The 20,614-nt window shown below is 70.9% G+C and carries 18 protein-coding genes and 1 pseudogene; 14 read left to right on the forward strand and 5 right to left on the reverse strand.

Annotated features, from left to right (window positions below):
* Together FE633_RS01345 and FE633_RS01350 are read right to left on the reverse strand one after the other, a co-directional pair.
* Nucleotides 1-1,068, reverse strand: a 1,068-nt coding sequence (locus FE633_RS01345; RefSeq protein ID WP_138043156.1) for a mechanosensitive ion channel family protein, incomplete at its 3' end; no start/stop codon positions are given.
* A 336-nt stretch (nt 1,069-1,404) separates the two neighbouring features.
* Nucleotides 1,405-2,379 carry a lysylphosphatidylglycerol synthase transmembrane domain-containing protein gene (locus FE633_RS01350; RefSeq protein WP_138043117.1) on the reverse strand — a complete coding sequence of 325 codons (975 nt, stop codon included), beginning with the start codon at nt 2,377-2,379 and terminating at the stop codon, nt 1,405-1,407.
* A gap of 153 nt (nt 2,380-2,532) precedes the next feature.
* Between FE633_RS01350 and FE633_RS01355 the strand changes: the two genes are divergently transcribed.
* Nucleotides 2,533-4,512, forward strand: a complete 1,980-nt coding sequence (locus FE633_RS01355) for an ABC transporter ATP-binding protein (RefSeq protein WP_246113347.1) — start codon at nt 2,533-2,535, stop codon at nt 4,510-4,512.
* Between the two features lie 43 nt (nt 4,513-4,555).
* Here the strand turns inward: FE633_RS01355 and FE633_RS01360 are convergent, their stop codons facing one another.
* Nucleotides 4,556-5,347 carry an IclR family transcriptional regulator gene (locus FE633_RS01360; RefSeq protein WP_138043118.1) on the reverse strand — a complete coding sequence of 264 codons (792 nt, stop codon included), beginning with the start codon at nt 5,345-5,347 and terminating at the stop codon, nt 4,556-4,558.
* A 77-nt stretch (nt 5,348-5,424) separates the two neighbouring features.
* Between FE633_RS01360 and FE633_RS01365 the strand changes: the two genes are divergently transcribed.
* The 11 genes and pseudogenes from FE633_RS01365 to FE633_RS49650 all read left to right on the forward strand — a co-directional run.
* Nucleotides 5,425-6,600: a cupin domain-containing protein gene (locus FE633_RS01365; RefSeq protein ID WP_138043119.1), complete on the forward strand. Its 1,176-nt coding sequence runs from the start codon at nt 5,425-5,427 to the stop codon at nt 6,598-6,600.
* Nucleotides 6,597-7,478 (forward strand): fumarylacetoacetate hydrolase family protein, encoded by an 882-nt coding sequence (locus tag FE633_RS01370; RefSeq protein ID WP_212747145.1) that lies wholly within the window; start codon nt 6,597-6,599, stop codon nt 7,476-7,478. Before FE633_RS01365 ends, FE633_RS01370 begins: the two co-directional genes overlap by 4 nt.
* Complete coding sequence (locus FE633_RS01375; RefSeq protein WP_138043120.1) at nt 7,475-8,119, forward strand: maleylpyruvate isomerase family mycothiol-dependent enzyme; 645 nt, start codon at nt 7,475-7,477, stop codon at nt 8,117-8,119. The genes FE633_RS01370 and FE633_RS01375 overlap by 4 nt, the downstream gene beginning before the upstream one ends.
* Before the next feature lie 37 nt (nt 8,120-8,156).
* Nucleotides 8,157-9,422, forward strand: a complete 1,266-nt coding sequence (locus FE633_RS01380; protein ID WP_138043121.1) for an FAD-dependent oxidoreductase — start codon at nt 8,157-8,159, stop codon at nt 9,420-9,422.
* Nucleotides 9,423-9,534: 112 nt separating this feature from the next.
* The gene (boxC, locus tag FE633_RS01385) at nt 9,535-11,199 is read left to right on the forward strand and encodes a 2,3-epoxybenzoyl-CoA dihydrolase (RefSeq protein WP_138043122.1); all 1,665 of its coding nucleotides are present in this window, start codon (nt 9,535-9,537) and stop codon (nt 11,197-11,199) included.
* A gap of 4 nt (nt 11,200-11,203) precedes the next feature.
* Nucleotides 11,204-12,625 carry a benzoyl-CoA 2,3-epoxidase subunit BoxB gene (gene boxB / locus FE633_RS01390; protein WP_138043123.1) on the forward strand — a complete coding sequence of 474 codons (1,422 nt, stop codon included), beginning with the start codon at nt 11,204-11,206 and terminating at the stop codon, nt 12,623-12,625.
* A gap of 15 nt (nt 12,626-12,640) precedes the next feature.
* Nucleotides 12,641-14,245 carry a benzoate-CoA ligase family protein gene (locus FE633_RS01395; RefSeq protein ID WP_138043124.1) on the forward strand — a complete coding sequence of 535 codons (1,605 nt, stop codon included), beginning with the start codon at nt 12,641-12,643 and terminating at the stop codon, nt 14,243-14,245.
* A gap of 258 nt (nt 14,246-14,503) precedes the next feature.
* Nucleotides 14,504-15,520 (forward strand): NAD(P)/FAD-dependent oxidoreductase, encoded by a 1,017-nt coding sequence (locus FE633_RS01400; protein ID WP_138043125.1) that lies wholly within the window; start codon nt 14,504-14,506, stop codon nt 15,518-15,520.
* 22 nt (nt 15,521-15,542) lie between these two features.
* Entirely contained in the window at nt 15,543-15,884 is a 342-nt protein-coding gene (gene fdxA, locus FE633_RS01405) for a ferredoxin (RefSeq protein ID WP_138043126.1), read from the forward strand.
* A 33-nt stretch (nt 15,885-15,917) separates the two neighbouring features.
* On the forward strand, nt 15,918-16,775 hold the full coding sequence (locus tag FE633_RS01410; protein ID WP_138043127.1) for an amidohydrolase family protein: 858 nt from the start codon (nt 15,918-15,920) through the stop codon (nt 16,773-16,775).
* Nucleotides 16,768-16,923: pseudogene (locus FE633_RS49650) on the forward strand (3-hydroxyacyl-CoA dehydrogenase NAD-binding domain-containing protein); the annotation flags it as partial. The gene FE633_RS01410 and the pseudogene FE633_RS49650, both read left to right, overlap by 8 nt.
* A 135-nt stretch (nt 16,924-17,058) precedes the next feature.
* Here FE633_RS49650 and FE633_RS01420 read toward each other — a convergent pair.
* Nucleotides 17,059-17,967: a PaaX family transcriptional regulator gene (locus tag FE633_RS01420; protein WP_138043128.1), complete on the reverse strand. Its 909-nt coding sequence runs from the start codon at nt 17,965-17,967 to the stop codon at nt 17,059-17,061.
* 186 nt (nt 17,968-18,153) lie between these two features.
* On the opposite strand from FE633_RS01420, the gene FE633_RS46985 reads away from it, so the two are divergent.
* Nucleotides 18,154-18,321, forward strand: coding sequence for a hypothetical protein (locus FE633_RS46985; protein WP_171059740.1), 168 nt, complete (start codon nt 18,154-18,156; stop codon nt 18,319-18,321).
* Between the two features lie 166 nt (nt 18,322-18,487).
* On the opposite strand, the gene FE633_RS01425 is transcribed toward FE633_RS46985, so the two are convergent.
* Entirely contained in the window at nt 18,488-18,676 is a 189-nt protein-coding gene (locus FE633_RS01425) for a hypothetical protein (RefSeq protein ID WP_138043129.1), read from the reverse strand.
* A 279-nt stretch (nt 18,677-18,955) separates the two neighbouring features.
* On the opposite strand from FE633_RS01425, the gene FE633_RS01430 reads away from it, so the two are divergent.
* Nucleotides 18,956-20,614: sensor histidine kinase (locus tag FE633_RS01430; protein ID WP_246113348.1), on the forward strand; the 1,659-nt coding region annotated here is incomplete at its 3' end.

Raw genomic sequence — 20,614 nt, forward strand, 5'->3', positions numbered from 1 at the left:
CGAAGTGACGCCGTCCCACTGCTGTGGAATGGCCGCCGCCCCGCCCTGCTGCAACGCGATCGTCCGCGCGGGGGAGGGGATCCTGATGCCCTCGACCCGGTACCGCGTGTGCAGCCGCTTGATGAACTCGTGCTTGATCCGGTACTGGTCGCTGAACTCGCCGACGCCCAGGATGACGGTGAAGCTGATCCTGGAGTCCCCGAACGTGTGGAAACGGATGGCGGGTTCGTGCTCGGGGACGGCCCCCTCGATCTCCGTCATCACCTCGGACACCACCTCGGAGGTCACCCGTTCGACCTGCTCCAGATCACTGTCGTAGCCGACCCCGACCTGAACGGTGAGCGTCATCTCCTGTTCCGGACGGCTGTAGTTGGTCATGTTGGTGCTGGAGAGCTGGGCGTTGGGAATGATGACGAGGTTGTTGGAGAGGTTGCGTACGACGGTGTTGCGCCAGTTAATGTCGACGACGTAGCCCTCCTCACCACTCGTCAGACGGATGTAGTCGCCGGGCTGGATCGTCTTCGAGGCGAGGATGTGAATGCCCGCGAAGAGGTTGGCGAGGGTGTCCTGGAGGGCGAGCGCGACCGCCAGACCACCGACGCCCAGGGCGGTGAGCAGCGGGGCGATGGAGATGCCCAGCGTCTGCAGGACGACCAGGATGCCGATCGCCAGCACGACGACGCGGGTGATGTTGACGAAGATCGTGGCCGATCCGGCGACGCCCGAGCGGGACTGGGTCACGGCCCGCACCAGGCCGGTGATCACGCGCGCCGCCGTCACGGTGGAGGCGAGGATGAGGAGGACCGTCAGGACCTGGTTGACGGTGTTGTTGACCCGGCCCGTCAGCGGCAGCGCCGCCGCGGCGGCCGCCAACCCCCCGGTGAGGGCCGCGAGCGGTACCAGAGTGCGCAGCGCGTGAACGAGGACGTCGTCCCCGCTCCAGCGCGTGCGGGTGGCGTGCTTGCCCAGCCAGCGCAGGAGCATCCGCAGCAGGAAGCCCGCCACGAGCCCGATGGCCACCCAGACGCCGGCGATGATCATGTCGTGGGCTGTGAGGTCGCGGTTCACCAGCTGCCTCCCGTCGATCTGTGAAGGGGGCGTACGCCCGGTATGTGATGTGTCGTCACCTTGCCACCTGCTGCTCGATTCCGAGATGTGCGTGCCCGCCGGGACGTCGACCGCCCAGCGGCAGGCTCGCTCATCCTGCCGCATGTACAGCGGTGCCCCGTCCCACGCCCGCTCCGGTTCCGGCCATCTCGGCATGCTCAACCGCTGCCTCGGCCCCAGGCCGGCGCCCCGGCGCGACACGTCGTGGCACCTGGACGGACTACCCGTCGACCCCGACCTGGCCGGGCCCAAGATGGCCTGGATGCGCCGCCGTACTCAAGTCGGACCGCGGGAGATTCAGATCACCTTCAGCCGGACGAGCGCGCCCAGCGTCAACGCCCCCGGCAGCAGCGGCAGCCACACCGTGATGATGCGATAGGCGAGCACCACCGCAGTCGCCACGGCCACCGGACCGCCCGCCGCCACCAGCGCGACGATCAGCGCGGCCTCCACCGATCCGATGCCGCCGGGTGTGGGGATGACGGCGACGGCGGCGGTCGCCGCCAGATACACGAGCACCATGTGCAGCGGTGGCACCGGCAGTCCCAACGCTCGGCCCACCGCGGCCAGTCCGGCGGCCTGCAGCATCGGGAACGAGAGCGCGCCGCCCCACAGGGCGAGCGCGCGGGTCGGCCGGGTGTGCACGGAGCGGGCCTCGCCCAGCGCGGTCCGCAGGAAGGAGAGGACGACGGTACGCAGCCGCCGTACGAGCAGCAGAACCGTTACTGCCGCGCACACCACCGCGCCGGCGCCGAGCAGCACGGGACCGACCGTCCCGTCCGGGACGAGCGGGCCGATCCGCAGGGCGTCGGGAAGGGCGATCAGCATGGCCAGCAGCAGGCCGATCCGGGCGACGAACTGCGCGAGCATGTAGAGCGCGAGCGCTGCCGAGGAGCGGGCCGGCGGAACACCGCAGACCGTCATGAACCGCAGATTGACGGCGGTCGCGCCCAGCCCCGTCGGCAGCAGATGGTTCGCGGCCCCCGCCGCGAACTGCGTGGCCAGCAGCCGGCGCCTGGGAAGCCGTTCGACGAGCGCGCCCTGCCGGGTGACGGCCGCCGCGACCCACGTCAGACAGGTCGCCGTCACGGCCGCCAGGAGCCACGGCCACTCGGCCGTCCCCAGGTGAGCGAAGCCCTCCACCAGTACGGACCGGTGGCGCGCCGCGACCCAGAGGACGAGCACGAGGGGAAGCATGCAGAGGATCCTGCGGACCGCGAGGCGCCCCGAGAAGGTCCGGGAGAGTCGCCTGGGGAGTCGTACGTCCGTCATATGGGGAGAGGTTCTCCGCGCCGTGCCAACAGCGGGTTGCGGGCGCGCGGACGGCGATTGACGTGGCGGGTACGTCCTTGGGCTGTTGGCCCCGGCGCATTCCGTGAATCGTTCCTTGAGCTCAAGCCTGCTTGAGGTTCTACCGTGTCCCTCATGAGTATGGAGACCACAGCCTGGACGCAGCTGCACAGCGTCATGACCGCCCAGACGGAGCGCCGTCCCTTCGCCCGCGTGACGCTGCGCCGCATCGCCGGATTCGCTCGTCCGCACCGGCGTCGCATCGCGCAGTTCGTGCTGCTCAGCGTGGTGACCGCATTGCTCGCCGTCGCGACACCGGTCCTCGCCGGACACGTCGTGGACGTGATCGTGTCCGACGGCGACGAGGGCACCGTCGTACGGCTGGCCCTGCTCATCGCTCTGATCGCGCTGGCCGAGGCCGTGTTCGGGCTGGCGAGCCGCTGGCTCTCGGCGACCCTCGGGGAGGGACTCATCCTCGATCTGCGGACGGCGGTCTTCGATCATGTGCAGCGCATGCCGGTCGCGTTCTTCACACGTACTCGTACGGGCGCGCTCGTCAGTCGTCTCAACAACGACGTGATCGGCGCGCAGCGTGCGTTCAGCAACACACTGTCCGGAGTGGTCGGCAACGTCGTGACGCTGCTGCTCACCCTCGCCGTGATGCTTACCCTGTCCTGGCAGATCACGTTGCTCGCGCTGGTGCTGCTCCCGGTGTTCGTGGTGCCCGCGCGCCGTATGGGCCGCCGGATGGCGAAACTCCAGCGCGAGGCGGCCGACCTGAACGCCGCGATGGGCACGCGGATGACCGAGCGCTTCTCGGCGCCCGGCGCCACCCTGGTCAAGCTCTTCGGGCGGCCCGACGACGAGTCCAAGGAGTTCGCGGCGCGGGCTCGGCGGGTGCGGGACATCGGGATCCGTACGGCTATGGCACAGACGGCGTTCATCACGGCCCTTACTCTCGTCTCCGCGCTGGCGCTCGCGCTGGTCTACGGACTCGGCGGCTGGTTCGCGCTGCGCGGCAGCCTGGAGCCGGGCGCCGTCGTGTCGCTGGCACTGCTCCTCACCCGACTGTACGCGCCCCTGACGTCCCTGGCGGGAGCCCGAGTCGAGGTCATGAGTGCCCTGGTGAGTTTCGAGCGGGTCTTCGAGGTGCTCGACCTGAAGCCGCTGATCGAGGAGAAGCCGGGCGCGCGCGAGGTGCCGGACGGCCCGGCCTCCGTCGAGTTCACCGACGTCCGCTTCGCCTATCCGTCCGCCGACAAGGTCTCCCTGGCCTCGCTGGAGGAGGTCGCCGCCCTCGACACCCGTGGCGGCGCCGAAGTCCTGCACGGCGTCTCCTTCCGCGCCGAACCTGGCCAGACCGTCGCGCTCGTCGGCTCCTCCGGCGCCGGAAAGTCGACCATCGCGCAACTGCTGCCGAGGCTCTACGACACCGACGAGGGCTCCGTACGCATCGGGGGCGTCGACGTGCGCGACCTGAGTGCCGAGTCGATGCGAGCGACGCTCGGCATGGTCACCCAGGACGGGCACCTCTTCCACGAGTCGGTCCGCGCCAACCTGCTGCTCGCCCGGCCCGGGGCCGGTGACGACGAACTCTGGGACGTCCTGCGCCGCGCCCGCCTCGACGACCTCGTCCGCTCGCTGCCCGACGGCCTCGAAACGGTGGTGGGCGAGCGTGGCTACCGGCTCTCCGGCGGTGAGCGCCAGCGCATGACCATCGCTCGGCTGCTGCTGGCCCGTCAGCGGGTGGTCATCCTGGACGAGGCGACCGCCCATCTGGACAACACCTCCGAAGCCGCCGTCCAGGAGGCGCTCACCGAAGCTCTGGAGGGGCGCACCGCGGTCGTCATCGCGCACCGGCTGTCGACGGTACGGGCCGCCGACGCGATCCTCGTGGTCGAGGCGGGCCGGATCGTGGAGCGCGGCACACACGAGGAACTCCTCGCGGCGGGTGGGCGGTACGCGGAGCTGTACCGGACGCAGTTCGAGAAGACCCCGCACGGCCCGGAGGCCGACGTGAGCGAGATCGCGGTGGGGGAGGAGACGGTGGGCAAGGAAGCGGTGGGGGAGGAGACAGTGGGCAAGGAAGAGATGGGGAAGGAGGCCGTGGCGTAGGCGGCGTGCGGGTGCCGCAGCCGTGGAGTGGGCCGGCGTTTCGTCAGGTGCGGGTGGGGTCGTGGGTCCCGCCTTCGAGGGCGGTGGAGATCGCCTCCGCCGCGGTGGTCAGCGCCGCCACGACCTCGTTCAGCCGGTGCGGTGAGTGGCGCACGCTGGGCATGGAGACCGAGACGGCGGCGACCGTGTGCCCGCTGGAGTCGGTCACGCCACGCCCGACGGCGACGACACCTCGCTCGGAACGTTCCAGGTTGAGGGCCACGCCGCTCTGCCTGACCGCGCGGAGCTCGGTGCGCAGTCTCGTCAGGTCAGGGCGTTCCTCGGATCCGCCGGTGGGGGAAGGGGCGTAGAGCGCGGCCAGATCCTCGTCGTCGAGGGCCGCCAGCATGACCAGGCCGCCGGTCACCTGGTGCGCGGGGAAGACCATGCCTTCGCGGCTTCCGACCCGGAGCGCCTGCGCGCACTCGACCGAGGCGATGAACCGCACGGTGCGGCCGGTGCGGATGCTGAGGTTCACCGTCTCGTCGAGGGCGTCGACCAGGGCCCGCATCGGGCCGAGGGCGGCGGCCCTGACGGCCGCGACGTTCGACTGTGTGCGGTCGGCGATCTCGAGGACGGGGCCGACGCGATAGGTGCGGTCCTCGTTGCGGACCGCGAAGTCCCGGTACACCAGCGTGGAGAGCAGGCGGTGGGCGGTGGAGCGGGCCACGCCGAGCCGCTGAGCGGCCTCGGAGACCGTGAGAGGACCCTCCACCTGCAGGATCACCGCGAGCTGCAGCGCGTGGTCCACGCTGGTGACGCCGTACGTCGGCGGGTTCTTCATGGGCTTGGCCATGACGACCTCTCGCTGGGTGTGTTCCGCTGTGCAGAATCTACTGTTCCCGAGCGATCCGTACGGCGCACGGTTCCCGTATGACCGACCACGACCCGCACGTCGCCTCCCCCGTCAAGCTGACCGCCGAGGACCGGCCCGACCAGCCGCCGGTGACCCCCGAGCTCGAGGACCTCTACCGGGGCTTCGAAAGCGCCCTGCTGGTGCCGCTGTGGACCCGGATCGGCGATCTGATGCCCGAGCACCCCCGATCCAAGGCCCGGCCGCACCGGTGGGAGTGGAAGACCCTGCTGGACCTGGCCGGCCGGGCCGGCGACCTCGTGCCGGTGGGCCGCGGCGGAGAGCGGCGCGCGATAGCGCTGGCCAACCCGAGCCTGGGCGGCAGGCCGTACGCCACCCCGACGCTGTGGGCCGCCATCCAGTACCTGATGCCCGGCGAGGACGCGCCCGAGCACCGGCACACCCAGAACGCCTTCCGGTTCGTCGTCGAAGGGGAGGGCGTGTGGACGGTGGTGGAGCGCGACCCGGTGCCCATGCGCCGCGGTGACTTCCTGCCGCAGGCGGGCCTGAACTGGCACGCGCACCACAACGCGGCCGACGAACCGATGGCCTGGATCGACGGCCTCGACATCCCCTTCCAGTACGACGTCGAGGGGCAGTTCTTCGACTTCGGGCGTGACGAGCTGTCCGAGGAGGAGCACCAGGCGCCGCCCCGCTCCCGTGCGGAGCGGCTCTGGGGGCACCCGGGGCTGGTCCCGGTCTCGCAGTTCGCGTCCCGCCAGGGCACTCCGCTGCTGCGCTACCGCTGGGAGGACACCGACGCCGCCCTGACCGACCAGCTGGAGCTGGAGCGCGAGGGACACCCCGGCACCGTGGAGCCCGGTCACGCGCTGGTGCGCTACACCAACCCCACCACCGCCGACGACGTCCTGCCGACCATCCGCGCGCAGTTCCACCGCATCCGTAGCGGCGCGGAGACCGCTCCCCGCCGCGAGACGGGGTCCTCGGTCTACCAGGTGTTCGACGGTTCCGGCCGGGTGACCGTCGGCGAGGTCTCCTGGTCGGTCCAGCGCGGCGACCTCTTCGTCGTCCCTTCATGGATGCCGCTGTCGATCCGGTCCGAGGCGTCCCCGTCCGACTCCGACTCCGGAGCGCTCGACCTGTTCCAGTTCAGCGACGCGCCGATTCTCACCAAGCTCAACCTGTTCCGCACCCACGCCACCCACGCCACCCACGTCGAGGAGAAGCACGCGTGAAGCTCGCCACCATCCGTCTCGGAGAACCCGCTGAACCCGGTGAACACGGTGAACCCGCCGAACCTGGTGCCCGCACCACCGCCGTCCGCGTCGACGGGGACTCCCTGGTCGACCTCGGCCTGCCCGACGTCGGCGCCGTCCTCGCCTCGGTCGGCGGTCTCGCGGCCGCGGAGACCGCCGACGGCCCCCGGTACGCCGCCACCGGCGCGGTGTTCGCCACGCTCGTCCCGCGTCCCAGCAAGGTGGTCTGCGTCGGACTGAACTACCAGAAGCACATCAAGGAGATGGGTCGCGACCTGCCCGAATACCCCACTCTCTTCTGCAAGTTCGCCGACACCCTCATCGGTGCCCACGACGCCATACAGCGCCCCGCCGAGACCGAGGCGTTCGACTGGGAGGCCGAGCTGGCCGTCGTCATCGGCCGACAGGTCCGGCGTGCGGACGAGGCCGCGGCGGAGGCGGCCATCGCGGGCTTCACGGTCCTCAACGACGTCACCTGTCGCGACTGGCAGTTCCGTACGCGCGAGTGGCTGCAGGGCAAGAACTGGGACTCCACCACGCCGGTCGGCCCCTGCCTCGTCACGGCCGACGAGATCGGCGGCCCACGCCCGGCGCTCGACATCCGCTGTGAGGTCAACGGCCGCGTGATGCAGCAGGACAACACCGGCGACCTGCTCTTCGACCCCGTTGACCTGGTCCGCTACGTCTCCACGATGGTGCGGCTCAACCCCGGCGACATCATCGCCACCGGCACCCCCGGCGGCGTCGGCCACGCCCGCAAGCCACCTGTCTTCCTCCAGGCGGGCGACCTCGTGGTCACCGAGATCGAGTGCCTGGGGCGACTGGAGAACCATGTCGTCGCGGAGGCGGCGCGATGAGAGACCTCCGGACGGCGCTCACCTGGGTCGTCGAGGGCACCGCGCTGTGCCGCCTGGCCATCGACGGCCTCGACGCGACCTCGTACGGCGCGCCCTCGCTGCTCCCCGGCTGGACGCGGGGGCATGTCGTCGCCCATCTCGCCGGCAACGCCGAGGCCATCGGGAACCTTCTGCACTGGGCGCGCACCGGTGAGCCCACACCGATGTACAGCTCGCCGGAGCAGCGAGGCGCGACGATCGAGTCGGGCGCCGCTCTGCCGGGCGACCGGCTCACCGCGTGGTTCGAGCAGTCCGCGCAAGCCTTGGTCGAGTCGATGGCCGCACTGACCGAACAGCAGTGGCAGGCGGAGGTCGTCACCGCTCAGGGGCGGACCGTGCCGGCGAGCGAGACCCCGTGGATGCGCGGCAGGGAGGTCATGGTGCACGCCGTCGACCTCGGCACGGGGGTGCGTTTCGCCGACCTGCCCGAGGCGTTCCTCGCCGAGCTGCGCGACGACATTCTCGCCAAGCGCGGCAGGGACGTCGTCCCCGCCGTGCACGGCAGCCCGGCCGAGGTCACGGCGTATCTCGCCGGCCGTCCTTTCACGGGCGTGACGACCCCCGACGGTGCCCCCGCCGAGCCCTTGGCGCCGTGGTTGTGACGGCTGTGACCGCCGAGGAGTCACCGAGGAGAAGGGCATGAGCACCGCGGACCCGAACCGACCGGACGTCCTCGTGATCGGCGGCGGGATCGGCGGCCTCTCGGCGGCGCTGGCTCTCACCCGCACAGGGCTGCGAGTGCGCCTGTACGAGCGGGCAGCGGAGTTCGGCGAGGTCGGCGCCGGCCTCCAGATCGCGCCCAACTGCACCCGCATCCTGGACGACTACGGCCTCCTCGACGAGGCCACCTCGCTCGGCGTGCGGCCCGAGCACATGGTCATGAAGGACGCCGTCGACGCCGGCGAACTGACGCGCCTGGACCTGACGGACCTTCAGCGCCGTTACGGCTTCCCGTACATGGTGATCCACCGCAGCGACCTGCACGGCATCTTCCTGCGCGCCTGCGGTCGGGCAGGCGTCGACCTGGTGACCAGCGCCCACTGTGTGGCGTACGAGAACATCGGGGGCGGCGCGCGCGTCAGGCTCGCCGACGGCAGGACCGACGAGGCCGAGGTCGTCATCGCCGCCGACGGCCTGCACTCGGTCGCGCGCACGCTCCTCGTCCACGACGAGCCGGTCAACTCCGCGTATGTCGCCTACCGCGCCGCGATCCCCTTCGACCAGGTGCGCGGCAACGGCGTGCACGAGAAGGACGTCGTGGTGTACGTCGGCCCGCGCTGCCACTTCGTGCAGTACCCGCTGCGCGGCGGCCGGATGGTCAACCAGGTCGCCGTCTTCGAGTCGCCGAAGGCACTGGCCGGCGCGGAGGACTGGGGCACACCCGACGAGCTCGACCGTGCCTTCGACGGCATGTGCGCCCAGATCCAGAAGGGTCTGCCACTGATGTGGCGCGACCGCTGGTGGCGCATGTTCGACCGCGACCCGGTCATGAACTGGGTCAGCGGCCGGATCGTACTGCTCGGCGACGCCGCCCACCCTCCGCTGCAGTACATGGCGCAGGGCGCCGTCATGGCCATCGAGGACGGCTGGGTGCTGGCCGAGCACATCGGCGCCCAGCGGGCACGGCGGTCCGAGCGGGCATCCGGCGTCGACTGGGAGGCGGCGCTCGCCGCCTACGAGGCCGTACGTCCCGAACACTGCCGCCGCGTGGTCACCACCGCACGCGCGTGGGGGGAGCTCTGGCACCACGACGGCATCAAGCGACTGCGGCGCAACACGTTGCTGCGCTCCCGTGACACCCATGACTACACCTTCACCGACTGGATCTACGGCCCCACGGCGCTGACGCCCGAGCAGGAGCCCGAGCTCTACCCGACGATCCCCCTGGACCCGGTGAACGGCTGACACAACTGCTCGGCCCACCTCCCGCGATAGTTCTACAGAACCTTGACGCGCTGTGTGTCTTCTGTAGAAGATTCGTTATCGGTACCTGCGCTAGCGCGAGGAGGCGCTCGTCATGGTGGTTTCCTTCGACCGGAGTCCGGACGCGTACCGGCACTGGAAGCTCCGTACGGACGGGCCGGTCGCGTGGCTGGAGATGGACGTCGACGAACAGGGCGGCCTGGTCCCCGGCTACGAGCTGAAGCTCAACTCATACGACCTCGGCGTGGACATCGAGCTGTACGACGCGCTGCAGCGGCTGCGGTTCGAGCATCCCGAGGTGCGGTCGGTGGTGCTGACCAGCGCCAAGGAGAAGGTCTTCTGCGCGGGCGCGAACATCCGGATGCTCGCGGCCTCGCCGCACGAGTGGAAGGTGAACTTCTGCAAGTTCACCAACGAGACGCGCAACGGCATGGAGGACGCCTCGGAGCACTCCGGGCTCACCTTCATCGCCGCTGTCAACGGCTCCTGCGCGGGCGGCGGTTACGAGCTGGCGCTGGCCTGCGACCGGATCCTGCTGATCGACGACAACTCCTCGGCGGTGGCCCTGCCCGAGGTCCCGCTGCTCGGCGTACTGCCCGGCACCGGCGGCCTGACCCGGGTCACCGACAAGCGCCGCGTACGCAAGGACCTGGCCGACCTCTTCGCCACCCGCAGCGACGGCGTACGCGGAAAGACGGCGGTGGACTGGCGGCTGGTCGACGAGGTCGTCCCGCGCCGGGACTTCCGTACGATCGTCGAACAGCGCGCCCTGGAGGCGGCCGGGCACAGCACCCGCCCGACGGACGCCCAGGGCATCGAACTGACGCCGCTGGAGCGCGAGGTCACCGAGGACGGCATCGCCTACCGGTACGTGCGCGCCGAGTTCGACCGCTCGCTCGGCCTGGTCCGCGTCACCGTACAGGGACCCGCGGATCCCGCCCCCGCCGACGCCGCCGCGATCCACACCCAGGGCGCCGAAGGATGGCTGCTGGCCCTCACCCGGGAGCTCGACGACCTGATCCTGCGGCTGCGGACCAACGAGACCGAGCTGGGCACCTGGGTGCTGCGCACGGAAGGCGACCCCGATCTCGTACTGGCCCATGAGCGGGCCGTGCTGGGCGCTGCCGCCGACGGCGACTGGCTGAGCAACGAAATCGTGCACTACTACAAGCGCACCCTGAAGCGGCTCGATGTCACCAGCCGCAGTCTCATCGCGCTGATCGAGCCGGGCAGTTGCTTCGCCGGGCTGCTGCTGGAGCTGGCCCTGGCCTGCGATCTGCAGTACATGCTGGACGGCCCGCCGATCGAGGACCCGGACAGCGACGACAGGGCGGTCCTCACCCTCTCCGAGGCGAACTTCGGCACCTTCCCCATGGGCAACGCCCTGTCCCGCCTCCAGTCCCGCTTCTACCAGGAGGACGACCACCTCGACTGGCTGCGCCGCGAGACCGAGCAGCCCCTGAGCCCCGCCCAGGCCCGCGAACTCGGTCTCGTCACCGACGCACCCGACGACATCGACTGGGAGGACGAGATCCGCATCGTCCTTGAGGGCCGGGCGGCGCTGAGCCCGGACGCACTGACCGGCATGGAGGCCAACCACCGGTTCGTCGGCCCGGAGACCCTCGAGACCAAGATCTTCGGCCGGCTCACCGCCTGGCAGAACTGGATCTTCATACGCCCCAACGCCGCCGGCCCGGAGGGCGCGCTGCGCCGCTACGGCACCGGTCAGAAGGCGGTCTACGACCGGAAGCGAGTGTGAACCGATGCCCACGAACATCGACTACGACTCCAAGATCCCCAACAATGTCGCCCTCGCCGACGACCGCCGCCTGCAGCGAGCCCTGGAGGGCTGGCAGCCCAAGTTCCTCAACTGGTGGGGCGAAATGGGCCCGGAACTGGAGAACCAGGGCGTCTACCTGCGCACCGCCGTGTCCGTCGGGCGTGACGGCTGGGCCCACTTCGACCACGTCAACGTGCCCGACTACCGGTGGGGCATCTTCCTGGCCGAGCCCACCCCCGACCGCCGTGTCGCCTTCGGCGAGCACAAGGGGCAGCCGGTCTGGCAGCAGGTGCCCGGCGAGTACCGCGCCGATCTGCAGCGGCTGATCGTCGTCCAGGGCGACACCGAGCCGGCCTCCGTCGAGCAGCAGCGCCTGCTGGGGCTGAGCGCACCGAGCCTGTACGACCTGCGCAACCTCTTCCAGGTCAACGTGGAGGAGGGCAGGCACCTGTGGGCGATGGTGTACCTGCTGCACGCCTACTTCGGACGGGAGGGCCGCGAGGAGGCCGAGGCGCTGCTCGACCGCAACTCCGGCAGCCCCGACTCACCGCGCATCCTGGGCGCGTTCAACGAGGAGACCGCCGACTGGCTGGCGTTCTACATGTTCACGTACTTCACCGACCGGGACGGCAAGTACCAGCTCGGCTCGCTGAAGGAGAGCGCCTTCGACCCGCTGTCGCGGACCTGCTCGTTCATGCTGAAGGAGGAGGCGCACCACATGATGGTCGGCACCACCGGCGTCGACCGCGTGGTGACCCGCAGCGCCCAGCTGGTCCGCGAGCACGACACTCTGGACATCGCCGCCTGCGGTGGCATCCCGCTCGACATCGTCCAGAAGTACATCAACTTCCACTACACGGTCTCCCTGGACCTTTTCGGCAGCGAGACCTCAACCAACGCGGCCAACTACTACACCGCCGGGCTCAAGGGCCGCTGGCAGGAGGAGCGCCGCAAGGACGACCACCGGCTCACCGACGACAGCGCCTTCATGGACAAGCCGGAGGGCGACGGCACCTGGTCCCAGGAGGAGGTCCCCGCGCTGCTCGCCCTCAACCTGGACCTGCGCGACGAGTACATTTCCGACTGCAAGAACGGCATCACCCGCTGGAACCGGATCCTGGAGGACCACGGCATCGACTTTCGGCTGAGGCTGCCCCACCCTGGCTTCAACCGCAACGTCGGCCTCGCCTCCGGCCATCACGTCACCCCCGACGGCACGATCGTCGACGAACAGACCTGGGAGGCCGGCCGCCACCACTGGCTGCCCACCACGGAGGATCTGGCGTTCGTCCGGTCGCTGATGCAGCCGGTGTACGAGCGCGGCAAGATCGCCAACTGGGTCGCGCCGCCGGTCAACGGCATCAACGGCAAACCGTTCGACTACGAGTACGTCCGCCTGGTGTAAGGGTGCGTGAGCGACATGACTGAGGTGTTCAACACGGCGGACTACCTGGTCGACCGGCACCTGCGGGAGGGCAACGGCGCCCGCACGGCCGTCGTCACTCCCCGCCGGACGCTGACCTACGAGCAACTGTCGGCGGAGGTCCGCGCCGTGGCGGCCGGGCTGCGGGCCCTCGGCGTACGGCCGGAGGAGCGCGTCCTGCTGTGCATGGTGGACGACATCGAGCTCTTCACCGGCATCCTCGCCGCCTTCCGCATCGGCGCCGTGGCCGTCCCCGCCTCGACCATGCTCACCGCTCCCGAGCTGGGCAAGCTGGTGGCCGACTCGCGCTGCCGGGTGGTGCTGGGCTCCGCCGAGTTCGCCCCGGTCATCCATGCGGCGCTCCAGCAGGCACCGGAGGTCGAGCACGCCGTTCTGGCCGGGGACAGCGGCACGGGACTGCCGGGGCACGTCGAGGGCCACACCTGGGAGCGGCTGCTGGACGCCGGCGTCGGCACGGACGACGGGCCGTATCCGACCTGGCCGGACTCGCCCGCCCTGTGGCTGTACACCTCGGGCACCACGGGCATGCCCAAGGCGGCCATGCACCGGCACATCGGCATCAAGCTGGTCGCCGAGAACTACGGGCAGCGGGTGCTGGGCATCGGGCCCGAGGACCGCTGCCTGTCGGTCGCGAAGCTCTTCTTCGCGTACGGCATCGGCAACTCGCTGTTCTTCCCGCTGGCAGCGGGCGGGACGGCACTCCTGGAACCCTCCAGACCGTCGCCCGTGCTCTTCGCGAAACGGGCGGCCACGGACCGGGCCACGGTCCTGTTCGGCACGCCCAGCTTCTACGGGCCCCTGCTCGCGAGCGCCGACATCCCGGACGACGCCTTCGGCACGGTGCGGCTGGGCGTCTCGGCCGGAGAGGCACTGCCCGCGCGGATGTACGACGGGATGCTGGAGCGGTTCGGCGTGGAGGCGCTCGACGGCATCGGGTCCACCGAGATGCTGCACATCTTCATCTCCAACCGGTCGGGCCGGGTCCACCCGGGCTCCTCCGGTGAACCCGTCCCCGGGTACGCGGTGGAGCTGCGCGACGTCGAGGGCCACGTGGTGGAGGGCGACGGCACACCCGGCGAGCTGTATGTGCGCGGGGAGTCCGCCGCCATCGGCTACTGGTGCCGGGCCGAGACCAGCCGCCAGGTCTTCCTCGGCGACTGGGTGCGTACCGGCGACACCTACATACGCAACGCCGACGGCACCTACACCTGTATGGGCCGCACCAACGACCTGCTCAAGGCCGGCGGCATCTGGGTCTCGCCCGCCGAGGTGGAGGAGCGTCTCCTCGCCCATCCGGACGTGGCCGAGGTCGCCGTGGTCGGCGCGCCCGACGCGGACGGACTGGACAAGCCGGTCGCGTGCGTGGTGGCGAAGCCCGGGCGTGAGGTCGATCCGGACGCGCTGGTCGCGTGGTGCCGGGAGGGGCTGGCCGCCTTCAAGCGGCCGCGTGGGGTGATCGGGCTGCCCGAGCTGCCTCGTACGCCCACAGGGAAGATCCGGCGGAATGTGCTGCGGGCCATGGTGCGCGACGGGTCTTGGGCGGAGGCGCCCTCGCCGTCGTCGCCTGCGGGCTCCGGCTGAGGTGACAGCGTTCTTCGCCCCCGCCGCCCCTACCCGTCCCGTCCCCAGGGGCTCCGCCCCCCTAGGCAGCCCGTCCGGCGTTTGAGGACAAGGCCGTTCAGGCCGAACGGGGGTCTGAGGGCGGCAGCCCCCAGCGGGGATCCGGGGCAGCACCCCGGGGATGGGAGGGGTAGGGGCGGCGGGGGCGAAGAAAACCCCGCCCCTCAAACCCGGAGGGGCTGAACCCAACATGCGACACCTGCGACAAGGAGGACGTACATGTCCCCGCCCCCCGCGGATCACAGTACGGATCTGCTCATCGTGGGAGCCGGCCCGACGGGCCTGTTCGCGGCCTACTACGCCGGCTTCCGCGGTCTGTCCGTCACCGTCATGGACTCGCTGCCCGAGCCCGGCGGCCAGATCAACGCCATGTACCCGGAGAAGCAGATCTTCGACATCGCGGGCTTCCCGGCGGTACGGGGGCGCGAACTCGTCGACCGGCTCCTGGAGCAGGCGGCACCGTACGACCCGTACCACCTGCTCGGCCACCGGGCCGAAACGCTGGAACGGACTGCGGAGGGCGGCTTCGCCGTGACCACGCACCAGGGTGTACGGGTGCGCGCCAAGGCCGTGCTCATCACCGGCGGCATCGGCACCTTCACCCCCCGCCCGCTGCCGGCCGCCGCCGCGTACGAGGGGGCGGGGCTGGCGTACTTCGTGCGCCGGCCGGACGACTATGCGGGCCAGGACGTCGTGATCGTCGGTGGTGGTGACAGCGCCTTCGACTGGGCTCTCACCCTGCATCCGTTGGCCGCCTCCGTGACCCTGGTCCACCGCCGCGACGGTTTCCGCGCGCACCCCGCCACGGTGGCCGCCGTACGGGCGGCAGGCGTGGAGATCATCACCGAGGCGGAGCTGACGAAGGTCGCCGGTGACGGGCGCGGCATGGATGCCGTGGAGATCACCCGGCGCGACGGGCGGACGCACCGCCTGCCCTGCCGGCGGATCATCGCCGCCCTCGGCTTCACCGCCAACCTCGGCCCGCTCCTCGCCTGGGGCATCGACATCGCGAACAGGCGGCACATCCCGGTCGACTCCGCGATGCGGACCTCCGTGCCGGGGATCTACGCGGCCGGGGACATCAACGACTACCCCGGCAAGGTGCGGCTGATCGCGGTCGGCTTCGGGGAGGCCGCGACCGCCGTCAACAACGCCGCGCACCACATCGACCCCGAGCAGCCGGTCTTCCCCGGCCACTCCACCGACGTACCCACGACGGCGCCCGCCGCCGCGTAGCACCGAAGAGGACCGAAAGCCCATGCCCTACGTCATAGCCGAGCCCTGCATCGACATCATGGACCGCTCCTGCATGGAGGAGTGCCCCGTCGACTGCATCTACGAAGGCGACCGCAAGCTCTACATCAACCCGCTGGAATGCATCGACTGCGGCAACTGCGAGCCCGTCTGCCCGGTGCAGGCGATCTCGCAGGACCGCCGGGTGCCGCCGGAGCTGAAGGACTTCGTCGCCGACAACAAGCGGTTCTTCACCGAGCCGCTGCCGGGCCGCGACGAGCCGGTCGGCACACCGGGCGGCGCCGGGGGCCACGGCCCGGTGGGCGCGGACACCGCACTCGTCGCCGCGTACGACCCGCGCGGCTGACCCGCCGCCACAACAGCATGCTGAGGAGCCGCAGTGATCGACGGCGAGACCGTGGTCGACGCCCATGTCCACGTCCCGAGGCTGTCCACACTCAAGCCGGCCTGGTTCGAGTGGGCGCAGACGTTCTCCGGCACCCATCCGTGGCGCGATGCCTACGACGAGCGGGGCGACCCCGTGCCCGAGCGGCTGGACGCCCTGCTGGAGGCCGAGGGCGTGGACCGTGCGCTCCTGTTCTGCGAGTACAGCCCGCGTGCCACCGGCATTCAGCCGATCGAGGACCTGCTGCCGATCCTCGCGTACAACCCGGTCCGCTTCCGCCTGGTGGCGAACGTCAACCCGCATCTGCACCACCCGGTGGCGGCGGAGGCCGAACGCCAGCTGGACCTGGGCGCGGTCGCGGTCAAACTGCACCCCGTGCACGGCGGATTCGACCCGGCCGACAAGGAGTTGTACCCCCTGTACGCGCTGTGCGCCGAACGCGGTGTCCCGGTCGTCGTGCACTCCGGCACCTCCAGCTTCCCCGGCGCCCGGGCCCGGTACGGCGACCCGCAGCTCCTGCTGGACGCCGTGGAGGACTTCCCCGACGTGCAGTTCGTCTTTGCCCACGGCGGGCGGGGCTGGTGGTACGACACCGCGGCGTTTCTCGCCCTGGCCAGGCCCAATGTCTGGCTGGACCTCGCGGGACTGCCTCCGAGGAAACTGCCCGAGTACTACGCCCGGTTCGACCTGCCGAGACTGGCCACCCGGTGGATCTTCGGCACCGACTGGCCGGGTGTGCCCGGCACCTCCCGCAACATCGCCGCGCTGCGCGCACTGGGTCTGCCCGGGGACACCATGCGTGCCGTGCTGTCCGGCAACGCGGCCAAGATCTTCCCCGGCCTCGGTGTGTAAGGGCGGTTCCGGCGACTTCCTGGGTCTGCGTTTCTTCAATCCGGTGTGGTCGACGCCGTTGGTCGAGATCGTTCGCGGGACGCACACCGCGGAGCAGACGCTGAAGCGGGCACGCGAGGCCGCGGGCCTGATCGGCAAGGAGACCATCGTCGTTCGCGACTCACCAGGGTTCGCCACCAGCCGCCTGCCCGGCGCCTGCCGCCCGGCGGACCGGGACGCCCTGACGACCCGTACCCACCGCACCGTGGAGCCGGGCGCAACGGGACGGCGTGCCCGCGCGATCTCACCTCTTGCCGTGTCCCTCGGCCAGTTCCTCCCAGCGCCGCAGCGCCACCGGGCCCCATTCGGCGTGCCTGTTGTGGAAGAGCTCGGCCGCCTTGGCGCCGCTCCAGCCCGCGGGCAGCAGCTTCGACGGAAGCCGCGGGTCGAGGAAGGGGAAACGGCGCCACTCGTGCACCAGCATCGTCTGGTCATGCAGGACGGCGTCACCGTCGGCCGGGCGCAGCCCGGTGAACTCGTCGATGAACGCCTCGTAGCGGTCTTCCACCTCACTGAGGTCCCAGGCGCGGGCCACCATGGCCGCCTCGCTGCCCACGGCACCGTAGGTGGCGGTGAAGGACAACGCGTCATCGGCGAGCCCGAGTTCCTTCAGCACACCGAGCGCCTCCGCCTCGCGATCGGCGTGGGGCGTGATCCAGACCCCGGGCTCCGGGGAGCCGAAGCCGGCCCAGGTGAGCCGGGTGCGCACCCGGTGGCGCAGATCCCGCTTGGCCTCCGGTACGGAGACCAGGACCACCAGCCAGGTGCCGTCCCAGGTGCGCTCGCCGCTGCCGAAGTCGTAGATGCGCTGGGCGCCCTCGGTCAGCAGCCGCCGCCCCGGCGGGGTGAGCGCCCAGCGCACCCGGCGGCCCACCCGCTCCGAGGCCAGCCAGCCCTCCGCCGCGATCCTTGCGAGCGACTGGCGGGCCGACTTCTCCTCGACTCCGAACATCGCCAACGCGTCCACCAGCACCGAGGTCCACACCGGACGTCCCTGTGGCAGTACGTACTCGCCGAGCATGGTCATCAGCAGCGACCGCGCGCTGACGTCACCGACTTCCCGGCGCCTGCTGACCACCGGCCGTGTGCCCCCCGCGGCGGCCCGGTCGGCGCGTGTGCTCCGGCCCGGTCCGCGCGACGCACCATCCCTCATGGTCTTTCACTTCCCTTGCTGCCGGCCGATCCGATGTACTACGCCGTCGCGCGACACGGAAGGCATCAGCGTATCCGGGTGCTCCAGCACGGCGGCGCGGAGCCCGGCTCTCCTTACACAATATCTTGTCGTTGCGGAAAATATCAGTAGAGTGTCGTCGCGTCGGCGGCCGGGCCGCCGACCAGGATGAGCGAAGCTGGGACCAGGGCGCGGCTGATCGCGGTGGAACTCGGCGGCATCCGCAGCGTGCTGGACCATATGCAGCGCACCGCCGTCCAGGGGCCGCCCGCCACCCTCTCGGCGCTCACCGGGCCCGGCCCGATCGCGACCACTGACCTTCAGGGCGAGGAGTAGCACCATGGCCGCGCACTAGTTGGGTCGCTTGGTCGTGCGCATTCTTATCCAAGTGGCGTGTGCTGTGGTCACGGTGCGTTGTCGCCAGGGCAGTGCGGATGGAGTGGCCCGGCCCATCGGCGAGTTGAGTGTTTCTGGATCGACGCGGCCGAAGACCGCGCCGTCGTCAGAGTTCTTTCGTCCCACGGGGTCCGCCGTCGTCCCACACCAGGGTGATCCTGCGGTGCGGTGAGCGGAGCCGGGTAAGCAGCGGTATCCCGGCGTCGTTCCCCTGCACGCTCGCGGCGGTGACCAGCGGCACCACCAGCAGCCAGCCCGGGCAGCCCACGGCCACGTGCCCTTTGCGGCCCGCCACCTTCCTCCCGCACGTCCCGGCCTTGTCCGTCGGTGCCGACAGTGTCGGCCGCCCGCAGGGACTGCGAGTCGACGATCACCTCTGTCGGCGTGCGGCTCCAGACGTACACTGCTGGACAAATAGCCTCTTATATGTCTTAACCTTGCAATTCGGGCAGAGGTGTAGCCGGAACCGTCGGATCCGGCGTCCGATCTGTCCGGGAGGTCCGCAGCGAGTGGCCGTCGGCAGCCTTGGGAGGGCGCGGGCGGATCACATAGGCGCCAGGAGGAAGATTTCTCGATGACCCGGCCCGATGACCCGCGCACCGCGGCGGCCCGGGTGTTCGCCGAGGGCGGCGCGTTCGGTGAGCTTCTGGCCGGGATCGACTGGGCGGCGACGCCGCTCGGGCCCCCCGTCTCCTGGCCGGGGCCCCTGGTGGACACCCTGCGCCTCATGCTCACCTCTGAGCATGAGATGGCTCTGTACTGGGGGGCTGAGTTCGCCACGCTGTACAACCAGGGCTCCACACCCATTGTCGGCGCCAAACACCCCTGGGCGCTCGGCAGGCCCTACAAGGAAGTGTTCCCCGAGGTCTGGGCCCACCCCGTGAGCTCCCACTTCCACTATGTGACCGGCACCCGCAAGCCCCTGCTGGTCCCGGAAGAGCTGCTCATCATGGAGCGCCACGGCTTTTTGGAGCAGTGCTACTTCGACTCCGCCTTCCAGCCCGTGCTGCTGGACGACGGCACCGCCGGCGGCGTGCTGCAGATCCTCACCGAGACCACCGGCCGGGTACTGGGCGAGCGTCGGCTGCGCCTGCTGAGCGAGACCGGCACGCGCACCGCCGGGCTGCCCACCCCGGGCGAGGTCGCCCGCGTGGTCGCCGAGGTGGCGGGCTCCTACCCCGAGGAGATCCCGTTCCTGGGCCTGTACCTGGCCTCCGAGCCGGGGATGCAGCGGCCGGCGGCCTCCGCCGGGCTCCCGTCGGCGCCCGAGACCGTCTCGCTGAGTGCGGCCGACGGGTCGGAGGCGGCGGCCCGGCTGGCGCAGGTGATCGCCGACGGTGCCCCGGCCACACTGCCGGCCGCCGCGTTCACCGGCGGCAGCACGGCCGGGCAGCACGCCGCGGCCCCCCGGATCCCGGTCGAGCAGGCGCTGGCCCTGCCACTGCACTGCGCGGGCCAGGTGGAGGGCGTCCTGGTGGTGGGCGTCAACCCCTGCTTCCCCCCGGCCGGGGCCTACCACGACTTCCTGGAGGTGCTCGCCTCCGCCGTGGCCGGGGCGCTGTCGGCCGCGCTCGCGCACGAAGAGCAGCGCCGGCGGGCGGAGGCGCTGGCCGAGCTGGACCGGGCCAAGACCACCTTCTTCGCCAACGTCAGCCACGAGTTCCGCACCCCCCTCACCCTGCTCCTGGGCCCGCTCCAGCAGGCCCTGGCCGACGAGGACCGGCCCGAGCGGCGCGAGCAGCTGGAGCTGGCCGAGCGCGGCGCCCTGCGCCTGCTGAAGCAGGTCAACACCCTCCTGGACGTCGCCAGGGCCGAGGCCGGGCAGGTGCGCCCGGCCCTCGAGCCGGTCGACCTCGCCGGTGCCACGGCCGAGCTGGCCGGGGTGTTCCGCTCCGCCTATGAGGCGGCCGGGCTGACGCTGGAGGTGGACTGCCCGCCGCTGCCCAAGCCGGTGCCCCTGGACCGGGAGATGTGGGAGAAGATCATCCTCAACCTGCTCAGCAACGCCCTGAAATTCACCTTCACCGGCGGCGCCCGAGTGCAGGTGGCCGCGGCCGGCGACCGAGCCCGGCTGACCGTGACCGACACCGGCACCGGCATCCCCGTGGACGAGCTGCCGCGCCTGTTCGAGCGCTTCCACCGGGTCCGCGGCGCCCGCTCCCGCTCCCACGAGGGCAGCGGCCTCGGCCTGGTGCTGGTGAAGGACCTGGTGGAAGCGCACGGCGGCACCGTC

The sequence above is a fragment of the Streptomyces montanus genome (genome assembly GCF_005786655.1).
GTDB classification, from domain to species: domain Bacteria; phylum Actinomycetota; class Actinomycetes; order Streptomycetales; family Streptomycetaceae; genus Streptomyces; species Streptomyces sporangiiformans.

Bases quoted from the DNA above. Each gene is read 5' to 3' on its own strand.
- FE633_RS01350 (WP_138043117.1), bottom strand. From the start codon at position 2,379: ATGACGGACGTACGACTCCCCAGGCGACTCTCCCGGACCTTCTCGGGG.
- FE633_RS01355 (WP_246113347.1), top strand. From the start codon at position 2,533: ATGAGTATGGAGACCACAGCCTGGACGCAGCTGCACAGCGTCATGACC.
- FE633_RS01360 (WP_138043118.1), bottom strand. From the start codon at position 5,347: ATGGCCAAGCCCATGAAGAACCCGCCGACGTACGGCGTCACCAGCGTG.
- FE633_RS01365 (WP_138043119.1), top strand. From the start codon at position 5,425: ATGACCGACCACGACCCGCACGTCGCCTCCCCCGTCAAGCTGACCGCC.
- FE633_RS01375 (WP_138043120.1), top strand. From the start codon at position 7,475: ATGAGAGACCTCCGGACGGCGCTCACCTGGGTCGTCGAGGGCACCGCG.
- FE633_RS01380 (WP_138043121.1), top strand. From the start codon at position 8,157: ATGAGCACCGCGGACCCGAACCGACCGGACGTCCTCGTGATCGGCGGC.
- boxC (WP_138043122.1), top strand. From the start codon at position 9,535: ATGGTGGTTTCCTTCGACCGGAGTCCGGACGCGTACCGGCACTGGAAG.
- boxB (WP_138043123.1), top strand. From the start codon at position 11,204: ATGCCCACGAACATCGACTACGACTCCAAGATCCCCAACAATGTCGCC.
- FE633_RS01395 (WP_138043124.1), top strand. From the start codon at position 12,641: ATGACTGAGGTGTTCAACACGGCGGACTACCTGGTCGACCGGCACCTG.
- FE633_RS01400 (WP_138043125.1), top strand. From the start codon at position 14,504: ATGTCCCCGCCCCCCGCGGATCACAGTACGGATCTGCTCATCGTGGGA.
- fdxA (WP_138043126.1), top strand. From the start codon at position 15,543: ATGCCCTACGTCATAGCCGAGCCCTGCATCGACATCATGGACCGCTCC.
- FE633_RS01420 (WP_138043128.1), bottom strand. From the start codon at position 17,967: ATGAGGGATGGTGCGTCGCGCGGACCGGGCCGGAGCACACGCGCCGAC.
- FE633_RS46985 (WP_171059740.1), top strand. From the start codon at position 18,154: ATGAGCGAAGCTGGGACCAGGGCGCGGCTGATCGCGGTGGAACTCGGC.